Annotated in this window: 23 protein-coding genes; 16 read left to right on the top strand and 7 right to left on the bottom strand. The window is 41.5% G+C overall.

Annotated features, from left to right (window positions below; genetic code table 11):
• Nucleotides 1-12 precede the first annotated feature (12 nt).
• Nucleotides 13-288, bottom strand: coding sequence for a tRNA (cytidine(34)-2'-O)-methyltransferase (locus GYY70_RS06320; RefSeq protein ID WP_084562462.1), 276 nt, complete (start codon nucleotides 286-288; stop codon nucleotides 13-15).
• Between the two features lie 95 nt (nucleotides 289-383).
• On the opposite strand from GYY70_RS06320, the gene GYY70_RS06315 reads away from it, so the two are divergent.
• The 6 genes from GYY70_RS06315 (at nucleotide 384) to GYY70_RS06290 (ending at nucleotide 8361) form a co-directional block, all read left to right on the top strand.
• Nucleotides 384-1814 carry a UbiA family prenyltransferase gene (locus GYY70_RS06315; protein ID WP_202984446.1) on the top strand — a complete coding sequence of 477 codons (1431 nt, stop codon included), beginning with the start codon at nucleotides 384-386 and terminating at the stop codon, nucleotides 1812-1814.
• A gap of 23 nt (nucleotides 1815-1837) precedes the next feature.
• On the top strand, nucleotides 1838-2212 hold the full coding sequence (locus GYY70_RS12225; protein ID WP_174831643.1) for an EamA family transporter: 375 nt from the start codon (nucleotides 1838-1840) through the stop codon (nucleotides 2210-2212).
• 1 nt (nucleotide 2213) lies between these two features.
• Complete coding sequence (locus GYY70_RS06305) at nucleotides 2214-3188, top strand: NAD(P)-dependent oxidoreductase (RefSeq protein ID WP_174831642.1); 975 nt, start codon at nucleotides 2214-2216, stop codon at nucleotides 3186-3188.
• Nucleotides 3188-5515: a hypothetical protein gene (locus GYY70_RS06300; RefSeq protein WP_174831641.1), complete on the top strand. Its 2328-nt coding sequence runs from the start codon at nucleotides 3188-3190 to the stop codon at nucleotides 5513-5515. The genes GYY70_RS06305 and GYY70_RS06300 overlap by 1 nt, the downstream gene beginning before the upstream one ends.
• A 331-nt stretch (nucleotides 5516-5846) precedes the next feature.
• Nucleotides 5847-7034 (top strand): M20 aminoacylase family protein, encoded by a 1188-nt coding sequence (locus tag GYY70_RS06295; protein WP_202984445.1) that lies wholly within the window; start codon nucleotides 5847-5849, stop codon nucleotides 7032-7034.
• A gap of 40 nt (nucleotides 7035-7074) precedes the next feature.
• On the top strand, nucleotides 7075-8361 hold the full coding sequence (locus tag GYY70_RS06290; RefSeq protein ID WP_174831640.1) for an MFS transporter: 1287 nt from the start codon (nucleotides 7075-7077) through the stop codon (nucleotides 8359-8361).
• A gap of 62 nt (nucleotides 8362-8423) precedes the next feature.
• On the opposite strand, the gene tkt is transcribed toward GYY70_RS06290, so the two are convergent.
• Nucleotides 8424-10409: a transketolase gene (gene tkt, locus GYY70_RS06285; RefSeq protein WP_174831639.1), complete on the bottom strand. Its 1986-nt coding sequence runs from the start codon at nucleotides 10407-10409 to the stop codon at nucleotides 8424-8426.
• 311 nt (nucleotides 10410-10720) lie between these two features.
• Between tkt and GYY70_RS06280 the strand changes: the two genes are divergently transcribed.
• Nucleotides 10721-11038 carry a ComEA family DNA-binding protein gene (locus tag GYY70_RS06280; RefSeq protein WP_244895221.1) on the top strand — a complete coding sequence of 106 codons (318 nt, stop codon included), beginning with the start codon at nucleotides 10721-10723 and terminating at the stop codon, nucleotides 11036-11038.
• Nucleotides 11039-11060: 22 nt separating this feature from the next.
• Here GYY70_RS06280 and GYY70_RS06275 read toward each other — a convergent pair whose 3' ends face one another.
• A complete protein-coding gene (locus GYY70_RS06275; RefSeq protein ID WP_084547758.1) occupies nucleotides 11061-11948 on the bottom strand; it encodes a LysR family transcriptional regulator in 888 nt (295 codons plus the stop codon).
• A gap of 235 nt (nucleotides 11949-12183) precedes the next feature.
• On the opposite strand from GYY70_RS06275, the gene GYY70_RS06270 reads away from it, so the two are divergent.
• From GYY70_RS06270 to GYY70_RS06245, 6 genes are all read left to right on the top strand, one after another.
• Complete coding sequence (locus GYY70_RS06270; RefSeq protein WP_025329972.1) at nucleotides 12184-13548, top strand: CitMHS family transporter; 1365 nt, start codon at nucleotides 12184-12186, stop codon at nucleotides 13546-13548.
• 43 nt (nucleotides 13549-13591) lie between these two features.
• On the top strand, nucleotides 13592-14929 hold the full coding sequence (locus GYY70_RS06265; protein ID WP_084562470.1) for an acyclic terpene utilization AtuA family protein: 1338 nt from the start codon (nucleotides 13592-13594) through the stop codon (nucleotides 14927-14929).
• Between the two features lie 2 nt (nucleotides 14930-14931).
• Nucleotides 14932-15234, top strand: coding sequence for a hypothetical protein (locus GYY70_RS06260; RefSeq protein ID WP_025329974.1), 303 nt, complete (start codon nucleotides 14932-14934; stop codon nucleotides 15232-15234).
• A gap of 123 nt (nucleotides 15235-15357) precedes the next feature.
• Nucleotides 15358-16011, top strand: coding sequence for an acetate CoA-transferase subunit alpha (gene atoD, locus GYY70_RS06255; RefSeq protein ID WP_025329975.1), 654 nt, complete (start codon nucleotides 15358-15360; stop codon nucleotides 16009-16011).
• 13 nt (nucleotides 16012-16024) lie between these two features.
• Nucleotides 16025-16690, top strand: a complete 666-nt coding sequence (locus GYY70_RS06250; RefSeq protein WP_174831638.1) for a 3-oxoacid CoA-transferase subunit B — start codon at nucleotides 16025-16027, stop codon at nucleotides 16688-16690.
• Between the two features lie 30 nt (nucleotides 16691-16720).
• Nucleotides 16721-17902, top strand: coding sequence for an acetyl-CoA C-acetyltransferase (locus tag GYY70_RS06245; RefSeq protein ID WP_174831637.1), 1182 nt, complete (start codon nucleotides 16721-16723; stop codon nucleotides 17900-17902).
• A 120-nt stretch (nucleotides 17903-18022) separates the two neighbouring features.
• Here the strand turns inward: GYY70_RS06245 and GYY70_RS06240 are convergent, their stop codons facing one another.
• From GYY70_RS06240 to GYY70_RS06230, 3 genes are all read right to left on the bottom strand, one after another.
• The gene (locus GYY70_RS06240) at nucleotides 18023-18493 is read right to left on the bottom strand and encodes an ester cyclase (RefSeq protein WP_174831636.1); all 471 of its coding nucleotides are present in this window, start codon (nucleotides 18491-18493) and stop codon (nucleotides 18023-18025) included.
• A gap of 162 nt (nucleotides 18494-18655) precedes the next feature.
• On the bottom strand, nucleotides 18656-19075 hold the full coding sequence (locus GYY70_RS06235) for a GFA family protein (RefSeq protein ID WP_174831635.1): 420 nt from the start codon (nucleotides 19073-19075) through the stop codon (nucleotides 18656-18658).
• A gap of 54 nt (nucleotides 19076-19129) precedes the next feature.
• Nucleotides 19130-19513, bottom strand: a complete 384-nt coding sequence (locus GYY70_RS06230; RefSeq protein WP_025329980.1) for an MAPEG family protein — start codon at nucleotides 19511-19513, stop codon at nucleotides 19130-19132.
• Between the two features lie 257 nt (nucleotides 19514-19770).
• Between GYY70_RS06230 and GYY70_RS06225 the strand changes: the two genes are divergently transcribed.
• The 3 genes from GYY70_RS06225 to GYY70_RS06215 all read left to right on the top strand — a co-directional run bounded on the left by GYY70_RS06225 (nucleotide 19771) and on the right by GYY70_RS06215 (nucleotide 24489).
• Nucleotides 19771-20946 carry a phosphoglycerate kinase gene (locus GYY70_RS06225; protein WP_025329981.1) on the top strand — a complete coding sequence of 392 codons (1176 nt, stop codon included), beginning with the start codon at nucleotides 19771-19773 and terminating at the stop codon, nucleotides 20944-20946.
• A gap of 443 nt (nucleotides 20947-21389) precedes the next feature.
• Nucleotides 21390-23798, top strand: coding sequence for a membrane-bound PQQ-dependent dehydrogenase, glucose/quinate/shikimate family (locus tag GYY70_RS06220; RefSeq protein ID WP_174831634.1), 2409 nt, complete (start codon nucleotides 21390-21392; stop codon nucleotides 23796-23798).
• 169 nt (nucleotides 23799-23967) lie between these two features.
• Complete coding sequence (locus GYY70_RS06215) at nucleotides 23968-24489, top strand: Spy/CpxP family protein refolding chaperone (RefSeq protein ID WP_174831633.1); 522 nt, start codon at nucleotides 23968-23970, stop codon at nucleotides 24487-24489.
• A gap of 81 nt (nucleotides 24490-24570) precedes the next feature.
• Here the strand turns inward: GYY70_RS06215 and GYY70_RS06210 are convergent, their stop codons facing one another.
• The gene (locus GYY70_RS06210) at nucleotides 24571-26652 is read right to left on the bottom strand and encodes a TonB-dependent receptor domain-containing protein (protein ID WP_174831632.1); all 2082 of its coding nucleotides are present in this window, start codon (nucleotides 26650-26652) and stop codon (nucleotides 24571-24573) included.
• Between the last annotated feature and the right edge of the window lie 103 nt (nucleotides 26653-26755).

Genomic DNA, 26755 nt, shown 5'->3' with positions numbered 1-26755 from the left:
CTGTTACTGTATCTAGGCCAGAGAGGGGAAGGACTGCTGACGCAGCGCTTCGTAGAGGACGATGGCGGCGGCGTTGGACAGGTTCAGTGAGCGGATGTGCTCTGACTGCGGAATTCGCAGACATTGCCCGGCGCGTGCCTGTGCGAATGCCTGGGGCAGTCCGGTGGTTTCGCGACCGAAGAGAAAGTAGATTTGCTGATTGGGGTCGCTGTAGTCGAACTGAGTGTAGTTGCGAGTGCCGTAGGTTTCTATCAGGTAGACTTGTGCGTTAGTCTGAGTTTCAGTCATGCTGATGAAAGGCCTCCTGATAGTTGTCTATTGATGATAGCCTACCATCTAGGTAAAATTAGTGCTTTATTTAATCGATATACTGGGGAAAAATAGTGACAGAATCAAGTCTTCCGCTAGTTGTGGATTTAGATGGAACATTAATTCTGACTGATTCATTACATGAAACCCTGATCAGTATGCTTAAATTATATCCGTTTAAGCTTTTCAAATTAATAAAAATATATTTCCAAGGTAAGGCAGAATTTAAAAAATTTGTCTATGAACATAGTAATTTTAATGCTGATAAAATACCTTATCGTCATGAATTAGTTAACTACATACAAAAGCAACGACAACAAGGAAGAAAAGTCATACTTGCTACTGCTGCCTATAAAGATATTGCATATAAAGTAGCGGATTTTTTGAATTGCTTTGATGATGTTATTGCTACGGATTCACAAAAAAATTTAAAAGGAATAAATAAATTTAATGCGATAGAACAGAAAATCGGACGAAAATTTATATATGCAGGGGATGATAGTGCTGATTTGCCGATTTGGAAAGAGGCTAGCGGAGCTATTGTTACAGGAAATAAAACTGATAAACTTATAAAAATAATAAAGCAAAGCGGAACGCCGGTATTAAAACAGTTCAGCAATAAAGATAAAAAAATGATGACATGGCTGAAAGCCATACGTTTACATCAATGTTTGAAAAATCTGCTTCTCTTTGTTCCACTCCTTACTTCTTTTCAGTTTTATGATTTTCAAAAATTTTTAATAGTATCTACTGCATTTATCGCTTTTTCTTTAGGTGCATCAGCAACATATATTTTAAATGATTTATGGGATCTGGAAAATGACCGTCAGCATTTGAATAAAAGACATCGACCGTTTGCTTCCGGAAATTTATCGATTGCTCAGGGTCTCAGGCTAAGTTTATTGCTTTTAACGAGTGCAGGATTAATTTCTATTTTGATATCAAGATATTTTTTTGGTATATTTTTATTATATTTATTAATAACAACATTATATAGTTTAAGGTTAAAACAGATTATATTATTAGATATAATAGTTTTATCCGTTTTATATACCGTCAGAATATTAGCAGGCGGAGTAGTAGCTAATATAGAATTAAGTTACTCTTTACTGGCATTTTCTGTCTTAATATTCTTAAGTTTGGCTACTGTAAAACGGTGTGCTGAGTTAGTTTCAAAGTCCGATGAGAATAATTCGATTGTTGGTAGAGGGTATATAAAAGCTGATTTAGATATTCTCTGGCCATTAGGTATAAGTACATATATTGGTGCCATTATTGTTTTTGGTCTTTATATTAACGCTCCGGAAACCATTGTTTATTATAGAACTCCTGCTTTATTATGGTTGGCACAATTATTGATGGTCTATCTGATTGGTAATTTATGGATGATGACTAAAAGAGGTTTAATGCACGATGACCCGATCGTATTTTTTATTCAAGATAAAAAAAGTCTGATTTTACTGGCTTTAATAATATATATCATATTGTTAGCCAGATATATTTAGTTTTCTGATTTGGAAGAGTTAGAGTGAATTTATTAACATTTATGCTTGCAGTTATCAGCGTTACACTAAATGCTCTGGCACAAATTGCATTACGTAAAACTATGCAGACTATTGGGACGTTTCCCCAAAGTGCTTCAGATTATTTTTACTTTGGATATCAGCTAATATTGAATGCATGGTTTATTACTGGTATGAGCCTTTATGCAATTAGTATTGGTTTATGGATGGCTGTATTGGGCAAAACTGAAGTGAGTCTGGCTTATCCGCTTTTATCGATTGGTTATATCATTACTGCTTTTATCGGGTATTTCTTTTTACATGAAAATGTTAATCTGCTTCGTATTATAGGTTTGGTTACTATTTGTATAGGAATCATAATTATTTCCAGGAGTGCATAAATTGCGTCATATTATTACCGGAGGTAGCGGGTTCACAGGACAGATTCTCATAAGAAAATTATTACAGAATGGTAATGAAGTAGTTAATTTTGACATAAAAAATTATACTGATTGCACTCTGGAAAAACAGAGTCAGTTTGTTTATGGTGATATACGTTCAGTTCAGGATATAAGAAAATTAGATCTTCAACCGGATGATATTGTTTATCATTTGGCTGCACGACAGTTTGCTGATAATGTACCTAAATCAAATCGTCAGGCTTGGTTTTTTGAGGTGAATGTTGCTGGTACTCAAAATATTTTGCAGGCAATGTCAGCAGCAGGTACAACCAGAATGGTATTTTTTTCTACTGATATGACCTATGGTTTAGTGAATTCATGTCCGGTATCAGAGGAGCATCCCCAAAATCCTTTGGGACCATATGGAAGCAGTAAAGTTGAAGCAGAAAAATTAATTCGAAGTTATGAAAAATTAAATGCTACTATTTTTCGTCCGAGACTGATTACCGGAGCCGGGCGTTTAGGTATATTAGGTAAATTATTCAGGTTGATATCATTAAATTTACCTGTGCCGATGATAGGAAATGGTACTAATCGTTATCAGATGGTAAGTGTTGATGATTGTGTTACTGCTGCTTTGCAGGCCTGTAAAAATAACTTTCCCAGAGAAAACTTTAATTTGGGTTCATTAAATCCTCCGACAACCAGAGAGCTGTTAGAGGCAATCATCAAACATGCTAATTCAAAATCTTTTTTAATACCGGCTCCTGCAAGATTGATTAAACCGGTACTGTCCGGACTGGATAAAATAGGTATGACAATATTATATCCTGAGCAGTATACCATTGCTGATCAGAATACTTTGCTTGATATTACAAAAGTTAATCAGTTGCTAGACTGGTCACCTTCATGTTCAGATATAACTGCTATGTGTGCTGCATATGACAATTATATCAATATAAAGAAAACCCAATAATGAGTAATGAAAACGTAAATGTTAAAGAGGCATTGTTATTCTCAATATTTTATTCAATTGCAATAATTATTATATGTAGTCTGTATCAGAGTGATTTTTTTTGTATTGATGATGCTTCTTATGAATTGCTTGGTTTTTTCAGACAGATTGGCCATATTTGGTCAGAAGGGAAAATACCTTTTATAGTTGACTCTATGTATATCGGTGGTAATGAGATGATTGATTTAGGGAAAGGTATATTTTTACCTCAGAATATTCTGGTTTCTCTTATTACTTCTCGTTTTCATCATATTCTGTTATCTGGGTGGATACTGGCTTTTATAAATATCGTATTGGTTTCGCTATCTTCCTTGGTTATTGCCAGATTATTCAGATTATATAAATGTTATGCTTATACACTGGCCGCATTTACAGTTATTCAGCCGGTCTTTCTTTATCAGTATCTGGGTGCCTGGTGGAATGCCGCAAACGGACAGGCATGGGCAATGGTGTCTATTGCCACATTTTTATTACTTAAAAAAAATTACTCTAAAACCTATATTATTCTGAACTTTACATCAGTTATTTTTTTGCTTTCTGCCGGCTGGCCACATGGAGTAATAGGTTATGCTGTGTTTGTCGGAATAACTCTGGTTTTTGAATTTAAACAATCAGGTAAGTTGAATAAGGTTGTTTATTTGAGTATTCCGGCTATTCTGGCACTTATTTTTTCTTTCCCAATTTATTCCGAATATATTTTTTCGTATGATTTAACTAATCGTGTAAGTGGATTTGATAGTTCACTCAGAGCTTTTACTCCTTCATGGTCTGCTATTACTCTGGGTTTTTTTCCTACTTTTTATGATTATATGACTTATTTCAGCTATAAGCTGGTGTTAGTACCCTTTGGTTTTTCGACTGTATTTTTGCCTATGGTATTTTTTTACCACAATATCAAAGAACTTTGGCATCGAAATGATAATCTGAAATGGTTTTCTATATTAATTATAGTTTTTTTTCTTTTATCGCAAATGCCTGCTCAATTCGGTCCTTTGCGCTGGCCATTTCGATTTTTACCCTTTATTTCTTTTTTTATTTGTCTGGCTGTTTTCTATATTTTGCAGTATGCACATGCTATCCGAGGTAAAAAGCTAATATTAAATAAAAAAATTTATATTTCTTTATATATTATCTTAGGTGGATTTTTTTTATTTTTACCAGTTTATGCCGGCTTTGATACATTAACATTGATTCTGAGTTTAGTATTGATGCTGTTTTTACTTGAACATGATTTATTTAATTTTAAAAAAAGTATATTAGCTAATTTTAATAAAAAATATTTTTTAGTTATTTTATTTGCATCGTGTCTGGTTTTTTTTAATTCCTGGAATCTTCATCCGTTTTATGTTGTATTGCAAATTTTTTCTGTCTGGCTGCTTATATTGAGCCCGATAATTATAGAGAGAAAAAGTTCATTCAGGATGATAGGCTTAACTTTATTAATTTTATTATTGTTACTTAACGGATTGCCTACTTTGGGCGGTTATTATCTGCGTCAGACCGAATTAACTGAACGTATTCAGTTACCAGATAATGTTAATTTACAAGGTTACGTTTTGTCTCTTCCATTAAATATTTATTTAAAACAAACCCGGCAATTAAATGATATTGCTTCAGCTCAGTTCGGGTTTTATGATATTAAATCAATAAATGGTTATTCTCCTGTAGGTAGTAAAAGACTCGAGAAAATATTACCGGTTAATCAGTCTGCACATGGTATTTTTGCATCTAAACCGACATTGGAGAATATTTTACAGAGTGCAAAAGGATTCAATGTTTGTCAGGCAGTGTTGATGCAGATTAGCACTATTATCGTTAATAAGGATGATTATACTGCCTTTAGTCATCAGTTTAAGCAGTGCGGATATAGTGAAGTTCAATCAGCAGATAGCCGTAGTGATTTGTATGTATCGTTACCATTTACTCTGACAAAAGGGTGGGAAAATAATTCTCCTTTTGTATATCCTGATATAGCTGGTGTCAGAATTGTGAAACACGAAAATAATACAGATTGGGTTCAGATTCCAGAACATAAAGATAATATTACGCTGATATTCCCGCGTTTATGGTGGTATGGCTATTCTGCTAAGATTGATGATCATATATTATCTGTTACTGCAGATAGTTCAGGTTCATTGGTACAGGTTTCTGTACCGCCTGATTTTAATGGAGTGTTACGTCTGAGTTATTTTCCGGTAACTTGGCGATATTTATGGTTTTTGCCCATATTGGCAATAATAGGATTGATAACTTTATTGTTTTTTAATGGAAAATTAAAGAATGATTAAAACTTGAGTAAAAATATTTTAAATCACGGTTTAATTAAATATCTTTTCTAAATATAAAAATGCACTTTAAATTTCAAAAAGTGCATTTTTTGTTCTGTCATCAGACGGGTATTTAGATTTTTTAATGTAAAAGAGACAAAACAGATTAATATTGAAAACTATTCTTTTAGGTTATATAAATAACTGGTTTTTATTATTCATATTTTGTTTTAAATATACTTAAAAAATTAATCTTATAAGACAATGTATTAAATTATTTTGTTTTGTCAATAATAATTTTGTTTGTTAAGCTATAGTCTTCTTAATTCATTAAAAATGTAAAGGTATGTTTATGAAAGAAATTCATGAGCTGATTGAAGCTGAGTTAAGTACTTTTGTTCAGCTGCGTCATGATATTCATCAACACCCTGAATTGGCTTTTGCAGAAAATCGAACCAGCGATAAAGTTGCCGCTTTGCTGGAGCAGTGGGGATATAAAGTTGAACGGGGTATTGGTGGTACTGGTCTGGTAGCGCAACTTCAAGCTGGAAATGGTGACAGACGGATTGGTATCCGGGCTGATATGGATGCATTGCCGATTACTGAAGAAAGCGGTGTTGCGCATACAAGCCAGCATACAGGCAAAATGCATGCATGTGGTCATGATGGACATACTGTAATGCTATTGGCTGCGGCTAAAGTATTAGCCAGCAGAAAATCGTTTAATGGTACATTGAATCTGATTTTTCAGCCGGCAGAGGAATATGGCAAATCTGGTAGTGGTGCTATGCGGATGATTGCTGATGGTCTGTTTGAAAAATATCCGTGTGATGCCGTATATGGTATGCATAATATGCCGGGTTATCCACAGGGGCAGCTACATTTTTATGATGGCTGGATGATGGCTTCATCTGATGTGGTCACTATTACAGTAAAAGGTGTGGGCGGGCATGGCGCGAAACCGCACAATACGCATGATCCGATTGTGGCTGCTTCTTCTATCGTAATGGCTTTACAGACAATTGTGTCACGCAATGTCAGTCCGCTGGATTCGGCTGTGGTTACAGTAGGTATGTTTCATGCCGGTGTGGCGAATAATGTGATTCCGGAGCAAGCTGAGTTAAAACTGACTGTGCGTTGCTTCAAGCCTGAAGTACGTAAGCTGTTACAGCAACGTATTGTGGCAATCGCTCAGGCTCAGGCACAAAGCTTTAATGTTGTGGCTGAAGTGGATTATCAGCATGGATATGCTCCTGTATTTAATACCAGTAAAGAAACTCAGTTTGCGCGCCAGGTAGCACGTGAAGTGGTAGCGGAAGAAAATATTGTCGATCAGACTGAACCAATGGCCGGAAGTGAAGATTTTGCATTTATGCTGGAAAAATGTCCGGGAAGTTATTTGTTTATTGGTAATGGTCTGAAAGAAGTGGATGCTGCTTCGGGTTTTGATTTGCATAATCCTTATTATGATTTCAATGATAAAAATATAGCTATTGGTGCGACATACTGGGTAGCACTGGCTGAGCGCTTTTTAAAATAAATCAGATTTGAATTTTTAATAAAATAATTGGAGTAATAATATGAATACAGGACAAGTAGCTATAGAGCATAATAAGCCACCGGCGAAAGCGATTGCGGCGGCGGTGGCAGGGAATGCACTGGAATTTTATGATTTTATTATTTATTCATTTTTTGCAGTGTATATTGCGCAATCGTTTTTTCCCTCAACCAATAATGATAAATACACCAGTTTGCTTGCTGCAGTAGCTGTATATGGTGTCGGTTTTTTTACGCGACCGTTGGGTGGTTTACTTATTGGTGCCTATGCAGACAAGAAAGGTCGCCGGGCAGCGATGATGCTGACAGTGGCATTAATCACGCTGGGAACGCTGGGACTCGCTGTTACACCCAGCTATGAGGTGATCGGGATTGCAGCTCCTGTTATTGTGGTTATTGCACGTATGGTTCAGGGGCTGGCTTTAGGCGGAGAAGTAGGTCCCGCTTCTGCAATGCTGATTGAATCTGCTCCGCCAGATAAACGTGCTTTTTATGCCAGCTGGCAAATGGCCAGTCAGGGAATTGCGGTAGTGATTGGTGGTTTGGTTGGTATTACTGTTTCCAGTATTCTGACTCTGGAACAATTGAATGCATGGGGCTGGCGCATACCTTTTCTGGTAAGTCTGGTATTAATTCCGATTGCTCTGTATATTCGCCGTGCCTTACCGGAAACGCTGGAAGAACCGACTTATCACAGTGGTACTCAGATGATAATAATCATATTTTCCCGTTATAGGAACGAGGTGATGCTGGGAATTATGGTGCTGATGTCGACGGCTATTACCGCTCAGGTAGGTAATTATATGACTACTTTTGCTATCGATACGCTTAAATTTAAGCCAAATATTGCGCAAATCTGCACTACTTCGGGTGGATTGATGATGTTTGTGTTTTCATTACTGGCAGGTATGCTGGCTGATAAATATGGTCGTAAAAGTATTATGTTATGGCCACGGGTGGCTTTAATGCTGCTGATTGTACCGATGTTTTATCTGTTGGTAAAAACTGAAAGTGTGGCGATGCTGTTGCTGGTAACAATGATGGTAACGTTGTTAACAGGGATGAGCGGCGCCAGTAGTTTAGTGGCTATACCGGAAATGATACCGATTAAAATACGCGCAACCGCTGTATCACTAATTTATGCTATTGGTGTAACTTTGTTTGGTGGTACGGCACAATTTATGATTACCTGGCTGATCAGGCATTTTGGTGCAATATCGCCGGCTTATTATGTAGCAGGTACCAGTTTATTATCTGTAATAGCTATTCTGATGATGCCGGAAACACGTCATATAAATGTAAAAGATTAAATCTAATTCATAATGATATAAAAAATGCCGGCAAACAATGCCGGCGTTTTTTATATGCTCATTTAAATGATATTTTTCACTACTTCAACAACCTGTTCGACAGTGAAACCAAATTCCTGAAAGAGTTTCTCAGCTGGTGCGGATTCACCAAAACGATTAATACCAATAATGGCGCCATTTGTACCCACATATTTATACCATGAATCACTGACACCGGCTTCAATGGCAATACGAGGCAGATGAGCAGGTAAGACGCTGTCACGGTAGGCCTGATCCTGCTGATCAAAAATATGGGTATTAGGCATAGATACAACTGTTGTGGCAATACCTTGTTCAGCTAATTTGCTCTGAGCATTGACAGCCAGCTCCACTTCAGATCCTGTGGCAATAAGTACTGCCTGTGCAGCCTTTGTATCGGGTGCTTTCAGTACATAACCGCCACGACGGATATTGGCTAGCTGCTGGTTATCCCGTGGCATAAATGGTAACCCCTGACGGCTGAATATCAGGCAACTGGGGTGATTGGTTGCAGCGGCGGCATCTGCCCACGCTATCAGTGATTCGGCACTGTCACACGGTCGCCATACACTCATGTTCGGAATCAGACGCAGGGTGGCAATTTGTTCAATCGGCTGGTGTGTCGGACCATCTTCTCCCAAGCCGATAGAATCGTGTGTGAATACAAATATCGGGTTGATTTTCATTAGTGCAGCCATGCGCAAAGCATTACGGGCGTATTCACTGAACATCAGGAAAGTAGCTCCGAATGGTTTGATACCACCGTGCAGGCTCAAACCATTCATAATGGCTGCCATACCAAATTCTCGCACGCCATAATGGATGTAATTGCCGCCACTGGTGGCTGTCACGGCAGTACTGCCAGACCAGTCGGTCAGGTTTGAGGGGGTAAGATCTGCAGATCCGCCTACAAATTCAGGTAGAATTTGTGCCAGAATTTCGATGCTGTTCTGACTGGCTTTACGGGTGGCCACTTTTTCAGCTTTGCTGCATACTTCATTTAATGCATTTTGAACGTGTTCTGCAAAATTTTCCGGCAGTTTACCGTCCATGCGGCGGATAAATTCAGCTGCTTCAGCAGGGTATTGTTGCTGATACCGATTAAACAGATTTTGCCACTGCTGTTCCAGTTGAGTACCGGCTTTAAGCGCACTCCAGTCGTCATAGATTTCTTGCGGAATGGTAAATGGTTCATGTGTCCAGTTCAGAGCAGCGCGGGTAGCGGCAATTTCTTCGGCACCTAATGGTGCGCCATGGGTTTTATGGCTGCCTTCTTTGTTAGCGGCACCTTTGCCGATTCTGGTTTTACAGCAGATAATCGATGGTTTCTCGGTTTCGGCTTTTGCTGCGGTAATGGCTGCGCGGATAGCGGTTTCATCATGGCCGTCTACATTGGCAATTGTGTGCCAGCCGTAAGAGGTAAAGCGTTCAGGAATGTTTTCGCTGAACCAATTGTCTACTTTGCCATCAATTGAGATGTTGTTGTCATCATACAGAACAATGAGTTTGCCCAGTTTAAGCGTGCCGGCCAGTGAACATACTTCATGGGATATTCCTTCCATCAGACAGCCATCGCCGACAAATACGTAAGTATGGTGATCAACAATATTCAAGCCCGGTTTATTAAATCGGGCAGCCAGAATTTTTTCTGCTAGTGCCATACCAACGGCATTACCAATTCCTTGTCCAAGTGGTCCGGTTGTGGTTTCTACACCATCAGTGTAGCCATATTCCGGATGTCCCGGGGTCTTACTGTGCAGCTGGCGAAAGTTTTTCAGATCTTCAATACTGAGATTGTAACCGCTCAGATGCAGCAGACTATACAGCAGCATGGATGCGTGTCCGTTCGAAAGGATGAAACGGTCGCGGTTGTAAAACTTGGGGTTAGCTGGATTGTGTTGCAGGAATTCGCGCCACACTACAGTAGCCATTTCGGCCATACCCATTGGTGCGCCCGGATGCCCTGAGTTAGCCTGTTCAATTGCGTCCATTGCCAGGAAGCGAATAGCATTAGCGAGATGTGAAGCCATGAAGTTGCCTTTTGATGAGGGGATTGCTGGTTGCAATAGCGATGTGAGTTAATGGACTGTACTCCGCCGCAAGAGACAAAGGTTATCCAGTGCGAATTATCCTGAATCTGCACAAACCTTTCAAGGAAAGACTGTTTTTATCTGATTTTGATGGTTTGAAAAAGGGACAGTTAAGTTGAGATATTCATAATAGTATAGTACTTTTATTAATTAAAATAATAATTGCATAATTTGAGCCTATATTTTATGCTATTGTCAATTTATAAGTATGATTTGATCAGCACATCTTATTAATCAAAGGAGAATACAGAGTGCAAAAGATTTGTATGATTCTGGTACTGTTGTTTGCTATGGCCTCGTTATGGGCCGCTGTTAATATTAATACTGCTTCTTCACAGCAGTTACAATCTTTACCGAATATTGGTGCAGTTAAAGCGCAGGCAATTATTGATTATCGTAATGCCCATGGACCTTTTCATTCCACGGAAGATATTATGCGTGTAAAAGGCATTGGTAAAGCAACTTATGAAAAATTGCAAAATTATATTAGTGTCAGGGGTGTAACGATTAATTCGAACCCAACTTCTAAATATCGTCGTGCTGTACCTGCTACCGCTGCATCCAGATAGTATTAGCTATCTGCATATACTTTTAGTCTCTGAATATGTTGGCTTTAATGTGATGATAAAAATTCTCAGCCTGCGGTGATAGTTTGCGCTCTTTATGTTTAATCAGATAAATGGAACGTTCCAGATTCATGTCTCTGACATCTCTGACTACGAGATTTTTATGTTCAAATTGAAATAATGTTAGTCTCGGTACTATGCCAATGCCATAATTAGCCGCTACCAGTCCCATCATGGTGGTGAGCTGGCTAACTTCTACTACATAATTTATTCCAAATAAATCTACAATTTTATCAACGAAATGGCGAATGCTGGTACCTTTAGTAAATCCAATCATGCCATATTCAAGTAAATCTTTTAATTCAATATCTGCTTTGCTGGCCAGTGGATGATTGATATGACATATAAGATGAAACTTGTCAGAAAAAAGAAACTCGGCAGAAATTTCAGTCAGAGAGGGAGATTTTGCGGTTAACGCCAGTTCTGCATGTCCTTGTAATAGGGCTTGCAGACACAAATCCCATTGTGTATCGAGTAATTCAACTTTGACATTGGCATGCTGATGATGAAAAGTAGCCAGCAGCTGTGAAACCCATTGTACGACGATAGACGGCATAACTGCCAGTACCAGTTTTTCCTTATGATTATTGGCATGTGAGCGGATTTCTTTGGTAGTGCGCTCATAGGCAAACATGAGTTCACGAGCCAGTTTGATGAAGTGGATTCCGTCTTCATTTAGCTGAACTTTTCGGGTATCCCTGTCAAACAGGCGATAGCCGATTTCCTGTTCCAGATTGGCAATCAGGCTACTGAATGCAGGCTGAGACAAATGGATCTTCTGGGCTGCACGGGTGAAGTTATCTTCTTCTACCAGCGCCAGAAAGGCTTTTATCTGCTTAATTGATATATTCATATAGCATTATTTGCCGTATTTAAATCCATATTGCTATCTACAATAGCATATTTAGCGTCAATACATATTGAGTTTTATCAAATTTTTCATATGCTGCCGGATTTATCGAATTTGTTTATTAATCGATTTTTATTATCGATTAGACAGGGTGTGTTGTTATGGCGAGAATGCAGAGGCTTTCTTAAATATTTATTCATTTATTCTTTTTTAATAATAACCCAAAAAGGGGATTCTTATGCTGGCTTTAGTAGGCATATTAACTATTGCAACTTTGCTATTTTGCATTATGAGCAAGCGGTTATCGCCGATAGTCGCTTTGATTATTATTCCTATTCTAGGGGCTGTAATCGCACTATATATCGTACCGTTGTTTCAGGGTAGTCTGGATGTAGTACCTCATTACACCGTTATACCAAAAATGGTGGTAACAGGAATATCCAAACTGGCACCTATGGCAGCGATGTTTGTGTTTGCCATTATTTTCTTCGGTGTGGTAAGTGATGCCGGGATGTTTGATCCGATTATCGCCAAGATTCTGAAGGTGGTAGGTACTAATCCTAAGAGAATTATTATTGGTACTGGTGTTCTGGCATTGATTGCGCATCTGGATGGTAATGGAGCTGTGACATTTCTGATTACAGTACCGGCCATGCTGCCTTTATATAACAAACTTGGTATTGATAAGCGAATTCTTGCCGGGATTACAGCACTGAGTGCTGGTGTAAATTTCCTGCCATGGACAGGACCGATGATTCGTGCTTCCGCAGCGCTGGAGGTATCTACACATGATCTGTTTACGCCACTGATTCCGGCGCAGATTTGCGGGCTGGCGTTTATGGTGTTTATGGGCTGGTACTGGGGACGCAAAGAAGAAAAACGCTTAGGTCTGGCCGGAGCTGGTGCTGGTGCGGTAATCGGTGGTGAAAATGAAGAAACAGCAACACATTTTGCGCCAAAAGAATTAACCGAAGAAGAGCAAAAGCTGCGTCGGCCGCATTTATTCTGGGCGAATATTACTCTGGTGATTCTGGTAATTACGGGTATGGTAGCCACAAAAATATCACCAGTGGTTATTTTTATGGTGGCATGCTGTATTGCGCTGACATTAAATTACCGCAAGCCTGCTGAACAATCTGCACGGATTAATGCTCATGCTAAGGGCGCGCTGATGATGGCATCTATTTTGTTTGCTGCCGGTGTGTTCACAGGCATTATGGGTGAATCCGGTATGCTCAAAGCTATGGCAAATTCAGCCGGTCATTTTGTACCTGACAGTTTGTCTTCTCATATTCCGTTTATTGTCAGTCTGGTAGCAATGCCGCTGAGTCTGGTATTTGACCCTGACTCCTATTATTTCGGCATTATGCCGGTGGTAGCCAATATTGGTGGTTTCCCGCCTATTCAGGTGGCTCAGGCTTCTTTACTTGGACAGATGACTACTGGTTTCCCGGTTAGTCCGCTGACTCCGGCTACCTTCCTGTTGTGCAGTCTGTCCGGCGTTGATTTGGCTGACCATCAGAAATTCTCTATTCCGATACTTTGGCTAGCTTCTATCGTGATGGCTGTAGGTGCAATGTTATTCGGAGTATTCCCGATATAAACAGGTTGTTTTTAAGTTGTTGAATGTAAAAAGGGTATGATATATGAAAAAAATCAGAATTGGTTGTGGTGCCGGATATGGTGGCGACCGGATTGAACCGGCTGTAGAGCTGGCGGAAAAAGGGGATATTCAGTATCTGGTATTTGAATGTCTGGCTGAACGCACGATTGCTATCGGTCAGCGCCAGAAAAAGCATAATCCGGAAACCGGTTTTAATGAATTACTGGCAGCGCGTATGCAGGCAGTATTACCGGCCTGTCTGGAAAAGGGAATCAAGATTGTTACTAATATGGGTTCTGCCAATCCGCGTGCAGCAGCCAAAGTAACTGCCGAAATCGCACGTTCTCTGGGCGCAAAAAATCTGAAAATTGCCATTATTGAAGGCGATGATGTTTACGAACAGGTTATGCAGCAGGATCTGCCACTGGATGAGCTGCAAAAACCGGTTTCACAATGCGGTAAGAAAATTGTTTCAGCCAATGCTTATATCGGCGCTGAACCAATGGTACAGGCGCTGGACAACGGTGCAGATATTGTTATTGCCGGCCGTGTTTCTGACCCTTCTCTGTTCCTGTCAATCATGATGCATGAGTTTAAATGGGGTGCAGAAGATTGGGAGCATCTGGGTAAGGGCACTATTCTGGGACACTTGCTTGAGTGTGCCGGCCAGATTACTGGTGGTTATTTTGCTGATCCGGGTTACCGCGATGTACCTGATCTGGCACGTCTGGGCTTTCCGATTGCCGAAATCAGTGCCGATGGTGATGCAGTAATTACTAAAGTTGAAGGCTCTGGCGGCATGGTTACTCCTGATACCTGTAAGGAACAGATGCTGTATGAAATTCATCGCCCGGATGAATATAAAACACCGGATGTCACCGCAGATTTCACGCAGGTAACCTTTACACAAGTAGGTAAAGACCGTGTTGCTGTTACTGGCGGTACAGGTCGTGCCCGTCCTGAGACGCTGAAGGTATCTGTAGGTTATGAAGATGGTTTTATTGGTGAAGGTGAGATGAGCTATGCCGGTCCGGGAGCGGTAGAGCGCGGTCGTCTGGCACTGGCCATCGTAAAAGAGCGGTTTGAAATTGCACATGCAGAACCACAAGAGGTGCGTTTTGATCTGATTGGTATTGATTCTCTGCACGGTGCAACTTTGTCACAGAGCAGCCTGCCGTATGAAGTTCGTGTGCGTGTAGCCGGACGTTTCGCAACTAAAGCTGCGGCAGCAGTTGTGGGTAATGAAGTTGAAGCTTTATATACCAATGGTCCGGCCGGCGGTGGCGGTGCTATGAAATCTGTAAAAGAAATTGTGGCTATGGATTCAACATTTATTCCCCGTAATCTGGTGACAACCAGTATTGACTATCTGGAGGTTTGATAATGAAGTTACGTGAAATTGCACACTCTCGTACTGGTGATAAAGGTAATACTTCAAATATTTCGGTAATTGCTTATCGACCTGAAGATTATGAACGTATTAAAGCAGCAGTGACTGCGGAAAAGGTTAAAGCGTTTTTTGCAGACATCGTGACTGGTGATGTCGTGCGCTATGAATTACCGAATATTGGTGCACTGAATTTTGTTATGTATGGTGCTTTGGGTGGCGGTGTTACCCGTACGCTGGCACATGATATGCATGGTAAAGGTTTGAGTGCAGCAATTCTGGATATGGACATTGAGTAATTAATCACTTGCCGGCGGTGCTTTTCAGGGTATCGCCGGCAAATCAAATATTGTCATAGATCTATAACAAAATCAGTTGTTATGTATTTGTCCGGTCTTTGGTTTATCTCAGGTTAGAAGAGTATGAAAACAAAACAGCTCAGTTTAGCGGATGTAAAAAATCATCTGTGGGATGGAATGACCATTATGTTTGGCGGTTTTATGGGAATCGGTACGCCCGCCAGACTGGTACAGGCTATTCTGGATTCAGGGGTTAAGGATTTAACTATTATTGGAAATGATACTGCGTTTGTAGAAACCGGTGTCGGCCCGCTGATTACGAATAATCGTGTCAAAAAAGTTATTACTTCGCATATCGGTACTAATCCGGAAACCGGTAAGAAAATGATTGCCGGTGAGATTGAAGTTGAACTGGTACCGCAGGGTACGCTGGCAGAGCGGATTCGTGCTGCCGGCGCAGGTTTGGGTGGTGTGCTGACACCTACCGGATTGGGAACAATTGTCGAAGAAGGCAAACAGAAAATCGCGGTAAACGGACAGGAATACCTGCTTGAATTGCCATTACAGGCTGATCTGGCCATTGTGGAAGCAAAAACGGCAGATAAGTTGGGTAATCTGGTGTATGAACTGTCTGCTCAGAATTTTAATCCGCTGGTTGCTCTGGCTGCGAAAAAGGTAATTGTTGAAGCAGGCAATGTGGTTGAAGTGGGTGAGATTTCACCTGATGCGGCGACTACACCGGCAGCGCTGGTTGATTATATTGTTTATCCGGAATAAAGGAAGAGTCACCATGAATGCAAAAGAATTAATTGCACGCAGAATTGCATTGGAATTCAATGACGGGGATGTGGTGAATCTGGGTATTGGTCTGCCGACTCAGGTAGCCAATTATGTACCGGAAGATATTCATATTACTTTGCAGTCTGAAAACGGTTTTCTCGGTCTGGCTGCACTGGACCCTGAAAAAGCCAATCCTAATCTGGTGAATGCAGGTGGTCAGCCATGTGGTATTGCTGCCGGCGGTTGTACTTTTGACAGTGCATTTTCATTTGCACTGATTCGCGGCGGCCATGTTGATGCTTGTGTACTGGGTGGTCTGGAAGTCGATCAGCAGGCAAATCTGGCAAATTGGATGGTACCGGGCAAAATGGTACCGGGCATGGGTGGTGCAATGGATCTGGTAACCGGTTCGCGCCGGGTTATTATTGGTATGGAGCATTGTACTAAAAATGGTGAATCCAAAATTCTGAAACAATGTACTTTACCGCTAACAGCAAAAAACAAAGTTAATCTGATTGTTACTGAATTAGCTGTGTTTGGTTTTAAAGACGGACAACTGGTTTTACTGGAACATGCACCAGGCGTTGATCTGGAAACAATTAAGGCTAAAACTCAGGCTGAATTTACTGTGGCTGAAGATTTCCGTGAAATGGCAATCAGCCAGCGTGGTTTATAGGCTGGTAACAGTCAGATTTAGGAGTTAAATATGGAAAATGCAGTTATTGTCAGTGCAGCGCGTACACCTGTAGGCAGCTTTAATGGTTCGCTGGCCAGTGTAGGCACAATAGATTTGGGTAAGCTGGTTATTGCTGAAACTTTAAACCGTGCCGGTGTTGAAAGCGGGCTGGTTGATGAAGTAGTGATGGGTAATGTGCTGCAGGCCGGGCTGGGACAGAATCCGGCACGACAGGCAGCCCTGGCAGCCGGACTGGCTGATAGTGTACCGGCGTATACTGTTAATAAAGTATGCGGTTCGGGATTAAAAACGGTAGCACTGGCCGCTCAGTCTATTGCCGCGCAGAATGCAGAGGTAGTGATAGCCGGCGGTATGGAAAATATGACGCGGGCACCATATCTGCTGGATAGCCGTGCACGCTGGGGCTATCGTATGGGTAATCAGCAGGTGATTGATACTATGGTACACGACGGGCTGACCTGTGCTACCAATCATTATCATATGGGGATTACTGCTGAAAATATTGCACAGAAATATCAGATCAGCCGGCAGGAACAGGATGAGCTGGCTTTACGTTCTCAGCAGCTGGCTGCGCAGGCGGTTGCAGCCGGTGTATTTGATGCAGAAATTGTGCCCGTAACAATTAAAACACGTAAAGGTGATACTGTATTTGCGCGTGATGAATATCCGCGGGCTGAGGCAACTGCTGAAGCACTGGCTAAATTGAAACCGGCATTCAGTGCCGATGGAACGGTGACTGCCGGCAACTCATCAGGAATTAATGATGGTGCTGCTGCTGTGTTGGTGATGGCGGAAAGCAAAGCAAAAGAACTCGGATTACAGCCTCTGGCACGTATTCGCAGTTACGCCAGTGCTGGTGTCAGTCCTGCACTGATGGGGCTGGGACCTGTACCTGCGACACAGAAAGCTTTGCAGAAGGCCGGTCTGGCACTGACAGATATTGATTTGGTTGAGGCAAATGAAGCTTTTGCTGCACAATTCCTCGGAGTAGGCCGCGAATTGCATTTTGATATGGATAAGACCAATATCCATGGTGGTGCGATTGCGATTGGTCATCCGATTGGAGCCAGTGGCACACGCATTCTGGTAAGTCTGTTATATGGTATGCAGGCAAAAGATGTTCAGTTCGGGCTGGCTACGCTGTGTATCGGCGGCGGTCAGGGTATTGCAATGATTGTTGAGCGTATGTAATACAGTTTAATTTCACTGAATATCCAATTGAAAACAGACTATATATTAAATATATATGGTCTGTTTTTGCTTGAACGAAGAAAGCGCTGTTAAGGCGCTTATAAGTTGTCGGATTAATCATTAAAACATCGTATTATTATTTTCTGCCTGCTCTGGTACATTTTGAATCACATCCCAATGCTCAACTATTTTTCCATCTTTAACTCGGAATATATCAACTACTGCTTTACCAAGATCATCTTCATTGATTTTAGAATGGACATGTAACCATACTATATCGCCCTCCACAGATGAACGAATTATGATGGCACTTGATTGCGGATTTTGTTTAAAGAAATCTTCGAAATAAGTAATCGCAGGTGTTCTACCATTAGCGACATAAGGATTATGTTGTTTATAATCTTCAGCCAGTGTTTTTGTTGCCTCAGCAAGTTGATGTTTATTAAAGAAGTTATTATAAAAATTGATAACCAGTGTTCGATTTTCTTCTTCTTGAGCGATATTTCTTTGCTTTAGATCTTTTGCAGCGGCAACACCTGTGAAACTCAACAAACAAATACCAATTAAAAAGCTTTTTTTAATTACATTCATACCAACTCCAATTCCTATTTTTATTTTAATTTAGATAAACTCTAACTATAATGCGTTATTAATCTATAATGCATACCGCTTGAATGGTCGCAATTAAACTAAATAAAACAATATAGTTATTTATTCGGATAAGAACTGTTGGATAGACTAATCCGGCCGTGATTATTTCTGCTGCTCTGCTATCATTTGCTGAATATCAGCCTCTGTCAGGTTATGTGTCTGATTGGCGAAAGAATAGCATTCCGGTTTGTTATCAATATAAACCTGAAGATTGAAATCCAGGGCGTCAGGCTGGTTAAGTGTCCATGCGGCTATGTAGTATTGGTCGCTATTTTTTAAGTGATAATACAGATGAGTACCGCATTCTGAGCAAAATCCTCGTTCCGCCCATTGTGATGAATTGTAATTTTTGATGAATTCTGTATTTTCAAACTGAATCTTACCATTATGCATAATTGTCATCAGCGGACCTGCACTCCATTTACGGCAGGTACTGCAATGGCAGGCACTCAGTGAGTGGTTATCTGTTTCCAGAGAAAATTTAACTTTGCCGCAAAGACATGAACCTGATTGTTTGCTCATATACTACCCCTTTATTGCAGATTGAATTATCAAAATTACTTGCCAGTATTGTATTCAGATTGCAGCTATGTAAAGCGCAATGATACAGATAACGCCCACTCCCCAGATACATGAACGGGCAAAAGATTTATCTTTAATGTAACAATAAAAATAACCTAGACGACTGAGAATAAACAATACACTCCAGAAGTTAATGGTGAACTGGGCAGCATTATCAGTTGCATGGGCAATAATGACCGCAGCAGCGAAAGGTGCAAATATTTCGTAACCATTTTGCTGTGCAGCATTAGCACGTGCAGCTTTACCTTGAGCTTTAGCCATAAATTCACGGGGCTGATGATTATCATCAGCTTTAAATCCACCACTTTTCTTAGCATAAGATGCTGCAATCCATGGCAGAAGCATGGCTATTAAAACACACCAGTAAGCAAGAGTCATAATGTTGTACCTCGGTAGTTATGTGTGTACTGCAATTAAATAAATAAATTATGTGATGGCGCTGGTTAAGTACGGGCAGTTTTATCCTGTCTGTGACTTTACCCTATGGGTAAATTATAAGATAATTTAAAGTTTTTCAAGCTTTTTGTGATTTATAACTATTTTATCTGTTTGTGATGCGCTGATGTTGTCATTCTTTGGGAGGTACGGAGTGATATAACAGATTTATCAGCGTTTTTTATTGCGGGAACTCAACCATGTTGTTTAAAAAATTAGCTGATCAGGATGTGTCTGGCAAGACCGTTGTGATTCGGGTAGACATGAATGTGCCTATTAAAGATGGTGTTATTGTTGATGATACGCGTATTCGTGCTTCTTTAGCTTCGATTCGTTTTTGTTTGCAGCAGGGTGCAGCAGTTGTGGTGCTGACACATCTGGGACGACCGAAAGCCGGCGCTCCAAAACCGGAAGACAGTGTTGCTCCGGTGGCGCAACGATTAGGAGAATTATTAGGTCAGAATGTCAGTGTGGCAGAAGACTGGCGTGAACACAAACCACAGTTGCAGGCCGGACATGTAATCATGCTGCCTAATGTTCGTCTGAATATCGGCGAGAAGGAAAATGACCAAGCTCTGGCTGCAGCTTATGCTGCGCTTGGTGATATCTATGTTAATGATGCTTTTGGTACTGCACATCGTGCAGAAGCTTCTACAGCGGCAGTGGCAGAATTTGCACCGCTGGCCTGTGCCGGTATGCTGCTGACAGCTGAACTGGAAGCGTTAACTCATGCAGTACAGAATCCGCAGGCTCCGGTAGTGGCTATTGTGGGCGGAAGTAAAGTATCAACTAAACTGACGATTCTGGAAAGTCTGGCCGATAAGGTGGATCATTTAATTGTAGGTGGCGGAATTGCCAATACATTTTTACTGGCAAAGGGACTGCCTGTAGGGCAATCGCTGGCTGAAGCTGATCTGGTTGATAGTGCACGGCAGATTATGGCTAAGATAGCGGCTAAGGGCGGTGATATTCCTTTGCCTGTTGATGTGGTGGTAGCCAAACGTTTTGCTGCTGATGCAGCTGCTGAAATTAAAAACGTAGCCGATGTGGCCGAAGACGATATGATTCTGGATATTGGTCCGCAATCAGCACAGAGACTGGCTGAGATGATGAAAGAGGCAAAAACGATTGTCTGGAATGGTCCTGTAGGTGTATTCGAATTTGCTGCATTTGCTCATGGTACTAAGGTGCTGGCAAAGGCAATTGCTGATAGTGATGCTTATTCAATTGCCGGTGGCGGTGATACGCTGGCTGCAATTGCTCAGTTTGGTATAACTGATGATATCAGTTATATCAGTACCGGTGGCGGGGCATTTCTGGAGTTTCTTGAAGGTAAGACTTTACCGGCCGTTGCTGCGCTGACTGCACGAGCCTGATTGCTAATTTTATTTATCGGCATCGTTACGGATGCTTTTTTAGGCGAAATTGCTTAATACCGCAATTTCGCTTTTTTCATGTCTGTTGTTTTTATGATGATTCAATGACATAAGAAGTTAACTTCTTTCCGGCAGAAACATATTTTGTTGTATGTGAATAAAACTCGGATTGTACTGAGATAAGTACATTATTCGGGCATCCCTCCTGTATTAAAAAACTGAGTGTTAATTTTTTGACAATGGCTTATTTAAAGGTTAATAATTTAGTTACTTTGTAAATTCTAATTTATTTATGTTTATTTAAAGTATCTTTTTGTATTTATTAATTTATAAATAACTAATTTTAAATAATTTAAAAATATTGCTGCCTGATAAGTAAAGTTTTATGTACTTTACATGTTGGTTAGCAATATTTATTCACACATTCAAGTTAGGAGTAGTTGATGTCTGGTTCTTCAGGAAGTTGCTGGCGTAATCTGCCACGCTGGCTGCTTGTATTGATATTGCTGGCTGGCGGTCTGGCGCTAGGCTATGGCGGAATTAAGCTATTGATACTGGGCGGTTCCGGCTATTATTTACTGGCTGGTATTGCTTATCTGGTACTTGCGATAATGGTTGGTTTGCGTAAGTCTTATACTGCCTTGTTTTCGCTGGCAGTGTTTGTGGCAACGCTAATCTGGGCATTAACAGATGCAACGGAGTTAACTTATTGGGCTCTGATGCCGCGTCTGGTTATACCTGCACTGTTTCTTATGATGACTTTGTGGTCAGGCAGTGGCTATCAGGGTGTTTCAGCTTCCGGCCGCCGTTTTTATAATTTTAGCGGAGTTGTTATATTTCTGGCTTTACTGGTCACGCTGATTGCGTCGTTTTATCCGCATGGTCAGATTCATAATCAGGTTAATATCAGTGAGAATGCTGATGCGGTACATGAAAATGCTCAAAATCCGTCTGACTGGGCATTTTTTGGCAGGAATCAGCGCGGTACCCGCTTTGCACCGTATACCCAGATAAATCCGGATAATGTGCGTAATCTGCAGGTAGCATGGACATTTCATACTGGCCGCCGTACTTCCGGTAAAGCAATCGGTGTAGACGAAAATACACCATTGCAGATTGGTGACAAGCTGTATTCATGCACACCGGAAAATTTGGTATCTGCAATTGATGCGGATACCGGTAAGTTAATCTGGCGCTTTGATCCTAAAGCACGTACTGCGGAGCATGTAACCTGCCGCGGGGTAGGCTATTATGATATGGATAAGGATGATAGCCTGACCAATGCTGAAAAAGCCGCTTATACTCAGTCTGTATGCCGGCGCAGAATTGTTGTATCTACAGTGGATGCACGTCTGTTTACTCTGGATGCAGATAAAGGGACGTTATGTCCGGGTTTTGGTGACAATGGTTATGTGAATCTCAAGGCTTATATGGGGCCGACTGAAAACAGTAAGCGCTATCATCCGACTTCTCTGCCGGTAATGATGGGACATTTAACTGTTGTAGGCGGCTGGGTTCGAGATATTGTTCATGGTGAACCATCTGGTGCGGTACGGGCATTTGATGTACGTGACGGTAAGCTGGTGTGGACATGGGATATTGGTAAACCTGAAGGTCTGGCTAAGCCCGGTCAGAATTACACACTTGAAACACCTAATGTCTGGACTATTCCTACTTATGATAAAGAACTGAATCTGGTTTATTTACCAACCGGCAATGGACCGCCGGATTACTGGGGTGGTGACCGCAATCATATTAAGGAAAAATTCGGGGCAGCAGTGGTTGCTCTGGATGCCAGCACCGGTAAATTACGCTGGGTACGTCAGCTGGTTCACCATGATGTATGGGATTATGATTTGCCTTCTCAGCCTGTACTGTATGATGTTACCAATGATAAAGGCCAGAAAATTCCTGCTCTGATTCAAACTACTAAAACCGGGCAGATTTTTGTAATTGACCGGCGAAACGGGGAATTTGTCACTAAAGTTGTGGAAAGCCCTGTACCTACAGCTCCGGCAGCCGAAGGTGAACATTTGTCTGCTACGCAGCCTGATTCTGTGGGTATGCCCAATATTGGTAATGAGCCGCTGACTGAACGCAGTATGTGGGGTATCACACCGTTTGACCAGTTATATTGCCGTATTCTGTTTAAGAATTCTGTATACAAAGGCCGGTTTACGCCACCGAGTGCACAGCCGTATATTGAATGGCCAAGTCTGCTTGGCGGCATGAACTGGGGTGGTATCTCAATTGATGAATCACGGAATCTGATGTTTGTGAACGATATGCGCATGGCACTGCGTATGCAGTTGGTTACCCGTGAGGAGGCAAAACAGTTCAAGGTTTCTACTGATGAAGTACCGGGATTTATGGGTACGATTCGGCCGCAGGTTGCCGGTATTTATGGCGGTGTGAAAATCGACATTCTGCAATCTCCGCTGGGTGTACCATGTCAGCAGCCGCCATTTGGTACGCTGAGTGCTATTGATTTGAACACCAAGCAGCTAGTATGGCAGGTGCCAATGGGCACGGTTCAGGATACCGGACCTCTGAATATTAAGACAAAACAGCCAATGCCGATTGGTATGCCTACGCTGGGTGGTCCGACAGCCACTGCCTCCGGTCTGGTATTTTTTGCCGGTACGCAGGATTATTATCTGCGTGCAATAGATGCCAAAACTGGTAAGGAAGTTTGGAAAGCACGCCTGCCAGTGGGTTCGGTTGCTGCTCCGCTGATTTATGTCTCTCCGAAAACCGGTAAGGAGTATGTGGTTATTTCAGCCGGTGGTACCAGCCATTCAAATGATGTTGGTGACTATGTAATTGCTTATGCATTGCCGGATAAAAAGTAAATCTGACCGGCACTAAAAAACAGCACCTGGGACGGGTGCTGTTTTTTAAAGAATTAATAAAATTGTTTACTAATTAATTTCAATTATATTCATGATTTTACATACTACTATGAAATACTGTTTGTTAAATATGAATGTATTCTTAACTCAAATAACAAGGAGTTGTGTTATGAAAACTTTTATCCGTGTAGTAACGCTTGCTGCTTTGTCTTCAATGAGTATGGGTGCTTTTGCTGCTGCCGGAACAGAACAGCCGCCGACAGCAGTAGTCACTGAAACTGAAACAGTGGTTGTGCATGAGCAGAAACCGGTTTTGGGTCCGGTAAATCCACATTCAATTTTGCCTCAGTTGAATTTAAGTAATCAGCAAAGGGCACTGGTACAGAAAATTGATCATCAGTATGCCAGCCAGCGTCCGCTTATGAGCAATGAAAATCGTCAGATTCTGGCTAATTTGCAACAGGAGCGTAAAAATCTGGTATTAAATAAACAATTTGATGATGTTAAAGCTAAAAATATGATTGCACAGGAACAGCATCTTTGGGCTGAACAGCAACAGGCACGTGCTGATTATGATTTTTTACAGTTAAAACGCGAACATGATATCTATCAGATTCTGACTCCGAAACAGCAACAGCAATATTGGCGTTTGCGTCAGCAACAGAAGTTGCTGCACTCCAAAGCGCGATAATTTATTGTTACTGTAGTTCGGTTTTGTGATTTAAAACCCCGCATTGCGGGGTTTTTATTTTTCTCTGGTAAGAAATCTTTATCAGAATTTAATCTGTGCCCGTGCCCACAGTGTACGTCCTGGCTCGTTAACACGGTATTGTTGTACGGAATAGGTGTCGAAATCATAAGCAGATTTATTTACTGCTTCGGCATAGGTTTTGTTAAAAACATTGTCGATACCGATTTGTACCAGCATATTTTTACCGGGTTTCCAGCCGGCATTTAATGCCAGTGTCCCAAAGCCGCTGCTCTGACCTAAGTCCATGCCAACAATGTTGCCCTGATTTTTGGCATAGCGGTGCTGACTAGTAACAACACGCCACAAGGCACCGGCGCTGAAATGCTCGTTTTCCCAGTTGAGGTAAGTACGCCATTCCAGTGGCGGGGTTTGTGCCAGTGGTCGTTTATCACTGCGGTTACTGGCATAGGTATAGGCGAGGCTACCGCCAAGATTCCAGTGTGGTGCGAACTGCCAGTTGGTTCTGGCTTCGAAGCCATAGCGGCGCGCATCTATCTGGCGGGCTGAATTTTTGCTGTTAATGCTTTCAATCAGAATAAAATCATTGATTTGTCCTGCAAAAATATCAATTGAGCTGCTGATGCTGTTACCCTGATAGCTTAAACCGGCATCGATTTCATGGTTGGTTTCCTTACGCAATTTTTCGCCGTTGGCTTTACTGCGTTCCCAGTAATCAGGAGCACGCTCGGCAATACCATAGCCGAGATAGCTGGTTAGTTTATTGTTGTGGTGTTCCAGACGGATAAAGCCGGCATTCAGTCCCTGATGCTGGCGCAAATACTTTGAGGCAATGGAATTTTTCTGCGGATTAAATAGGGTACTGGTCCAGTCATGACGAAAACCGCTAAAGAGACTGTTATTATCATTTATATTCCATTCACTCTGAATATAGGCACCGTGACGTTTATAAGTCTGGTTCCAGATAAAGGGCAGTTTGTAATAATTTTCTGCCTGCTGTTTATTGGTACTCATTACCATAGGCCGGGTGCTGACTTCATCATTTTGCCAGTCTGCACCGATTTCACTGTGTGTATTTCCCAGCTCTATTTGTGCTGACAATTTAGCTGATTTTATTTCACGCGAAGGATTCATTACTGAATACATGCGGCGTACCGGCATGGTGGTATGCATACCATTCATATTGGGCATATCCGATGCCATTTTGCTCATACCGGAAGCCATTTTCATCGGTGCAGGAGTACGCAGACTGAAATTATCCATCACATGGTCGATTTTGCTGCGACCATATTCAAACTGCAGCTGACTCAGCCAGTTGGTGATATTTTGCTGGCGCAATTTCATTGACCAGCCATGGCGGTCGAACTGGGTGCCGTCCATACTGCGGTCGGCATAGCGGGCATGGCCGGTGCTGTGTTCATATTGTACAGCCAGCAGGGTGTCAGTAAATGGGGTAAGAGCTGCCTGAGCCATCTGATTATTGCGTTTGAATGCAGAATGAATGGTGTCTCCATTACCGTCTTTGTAATCTTTAGACTCATTGTGACTGGCATTAAGCCGCAGCCAGCCGTACTGATTACCTAGTATACCGTCGATATAAGCATCACTGCGCCCGAATGATCCTTTTGTAAAGGCACTGTCTAATTTGGCAGTGGGCTGAGATAGTGGTTTTTCATCACGGATAAAACGTACAGAACCGCTAATCATTCCCGGCCCCTGATTAACTGCTTGTGGTCCCTTGGTAATAATGACTCTGTCGTAGCTGGCCGGAAACAGATAGGAGGTGGGCGGATCCATGCGTCCGGGACAGCCGCCCAGTACAAACTGGTCGTCAGCACTGATCAGCAGGCGTGAACCGCCCAAACCGCGTAGCAGAGGATCCCCTGAGCTGCCACCTTTACGTGTGACACTCATTCCTGCAACTGATTTAAGTAAATCAGCACCGTCCTGTGCCGGTAAAGGCTGAAGGGCTGTTTTGGGGTTGATTACTTCCACACCCGGTGTATTTTGTTTTGAAGCGACCACCACTATCGGACTTAATTCTGCTGTATGCGGTTCTGTGTTTTCTGATTGTGGCTGGGCACGAACTGTAGAAATGAGACAGGACAAGGCTAAGAAAAAAAGAGATTTGTCACGATAATGCATGGGAGTGCCTGAATGACTGAAATAATGTAATTTATTATATCTTAAATTATCTAAGTAAATATTTTAATAAATTTATAAATTAAATTAAATGTAAATATAATAT

This window comes from Snodgrassella sp. ESL0324, from assembly GCF_013344955.1.
GTDB lineage: Bacteria > Pseudomonadota > Gammaproteobacteria > Burkholderiales > Neisseriaceae > Snodgrassella > Snodgrassella alvi.
This window is presented reverse-complemented; position numbering and strand designations above follow the sequence as displayed.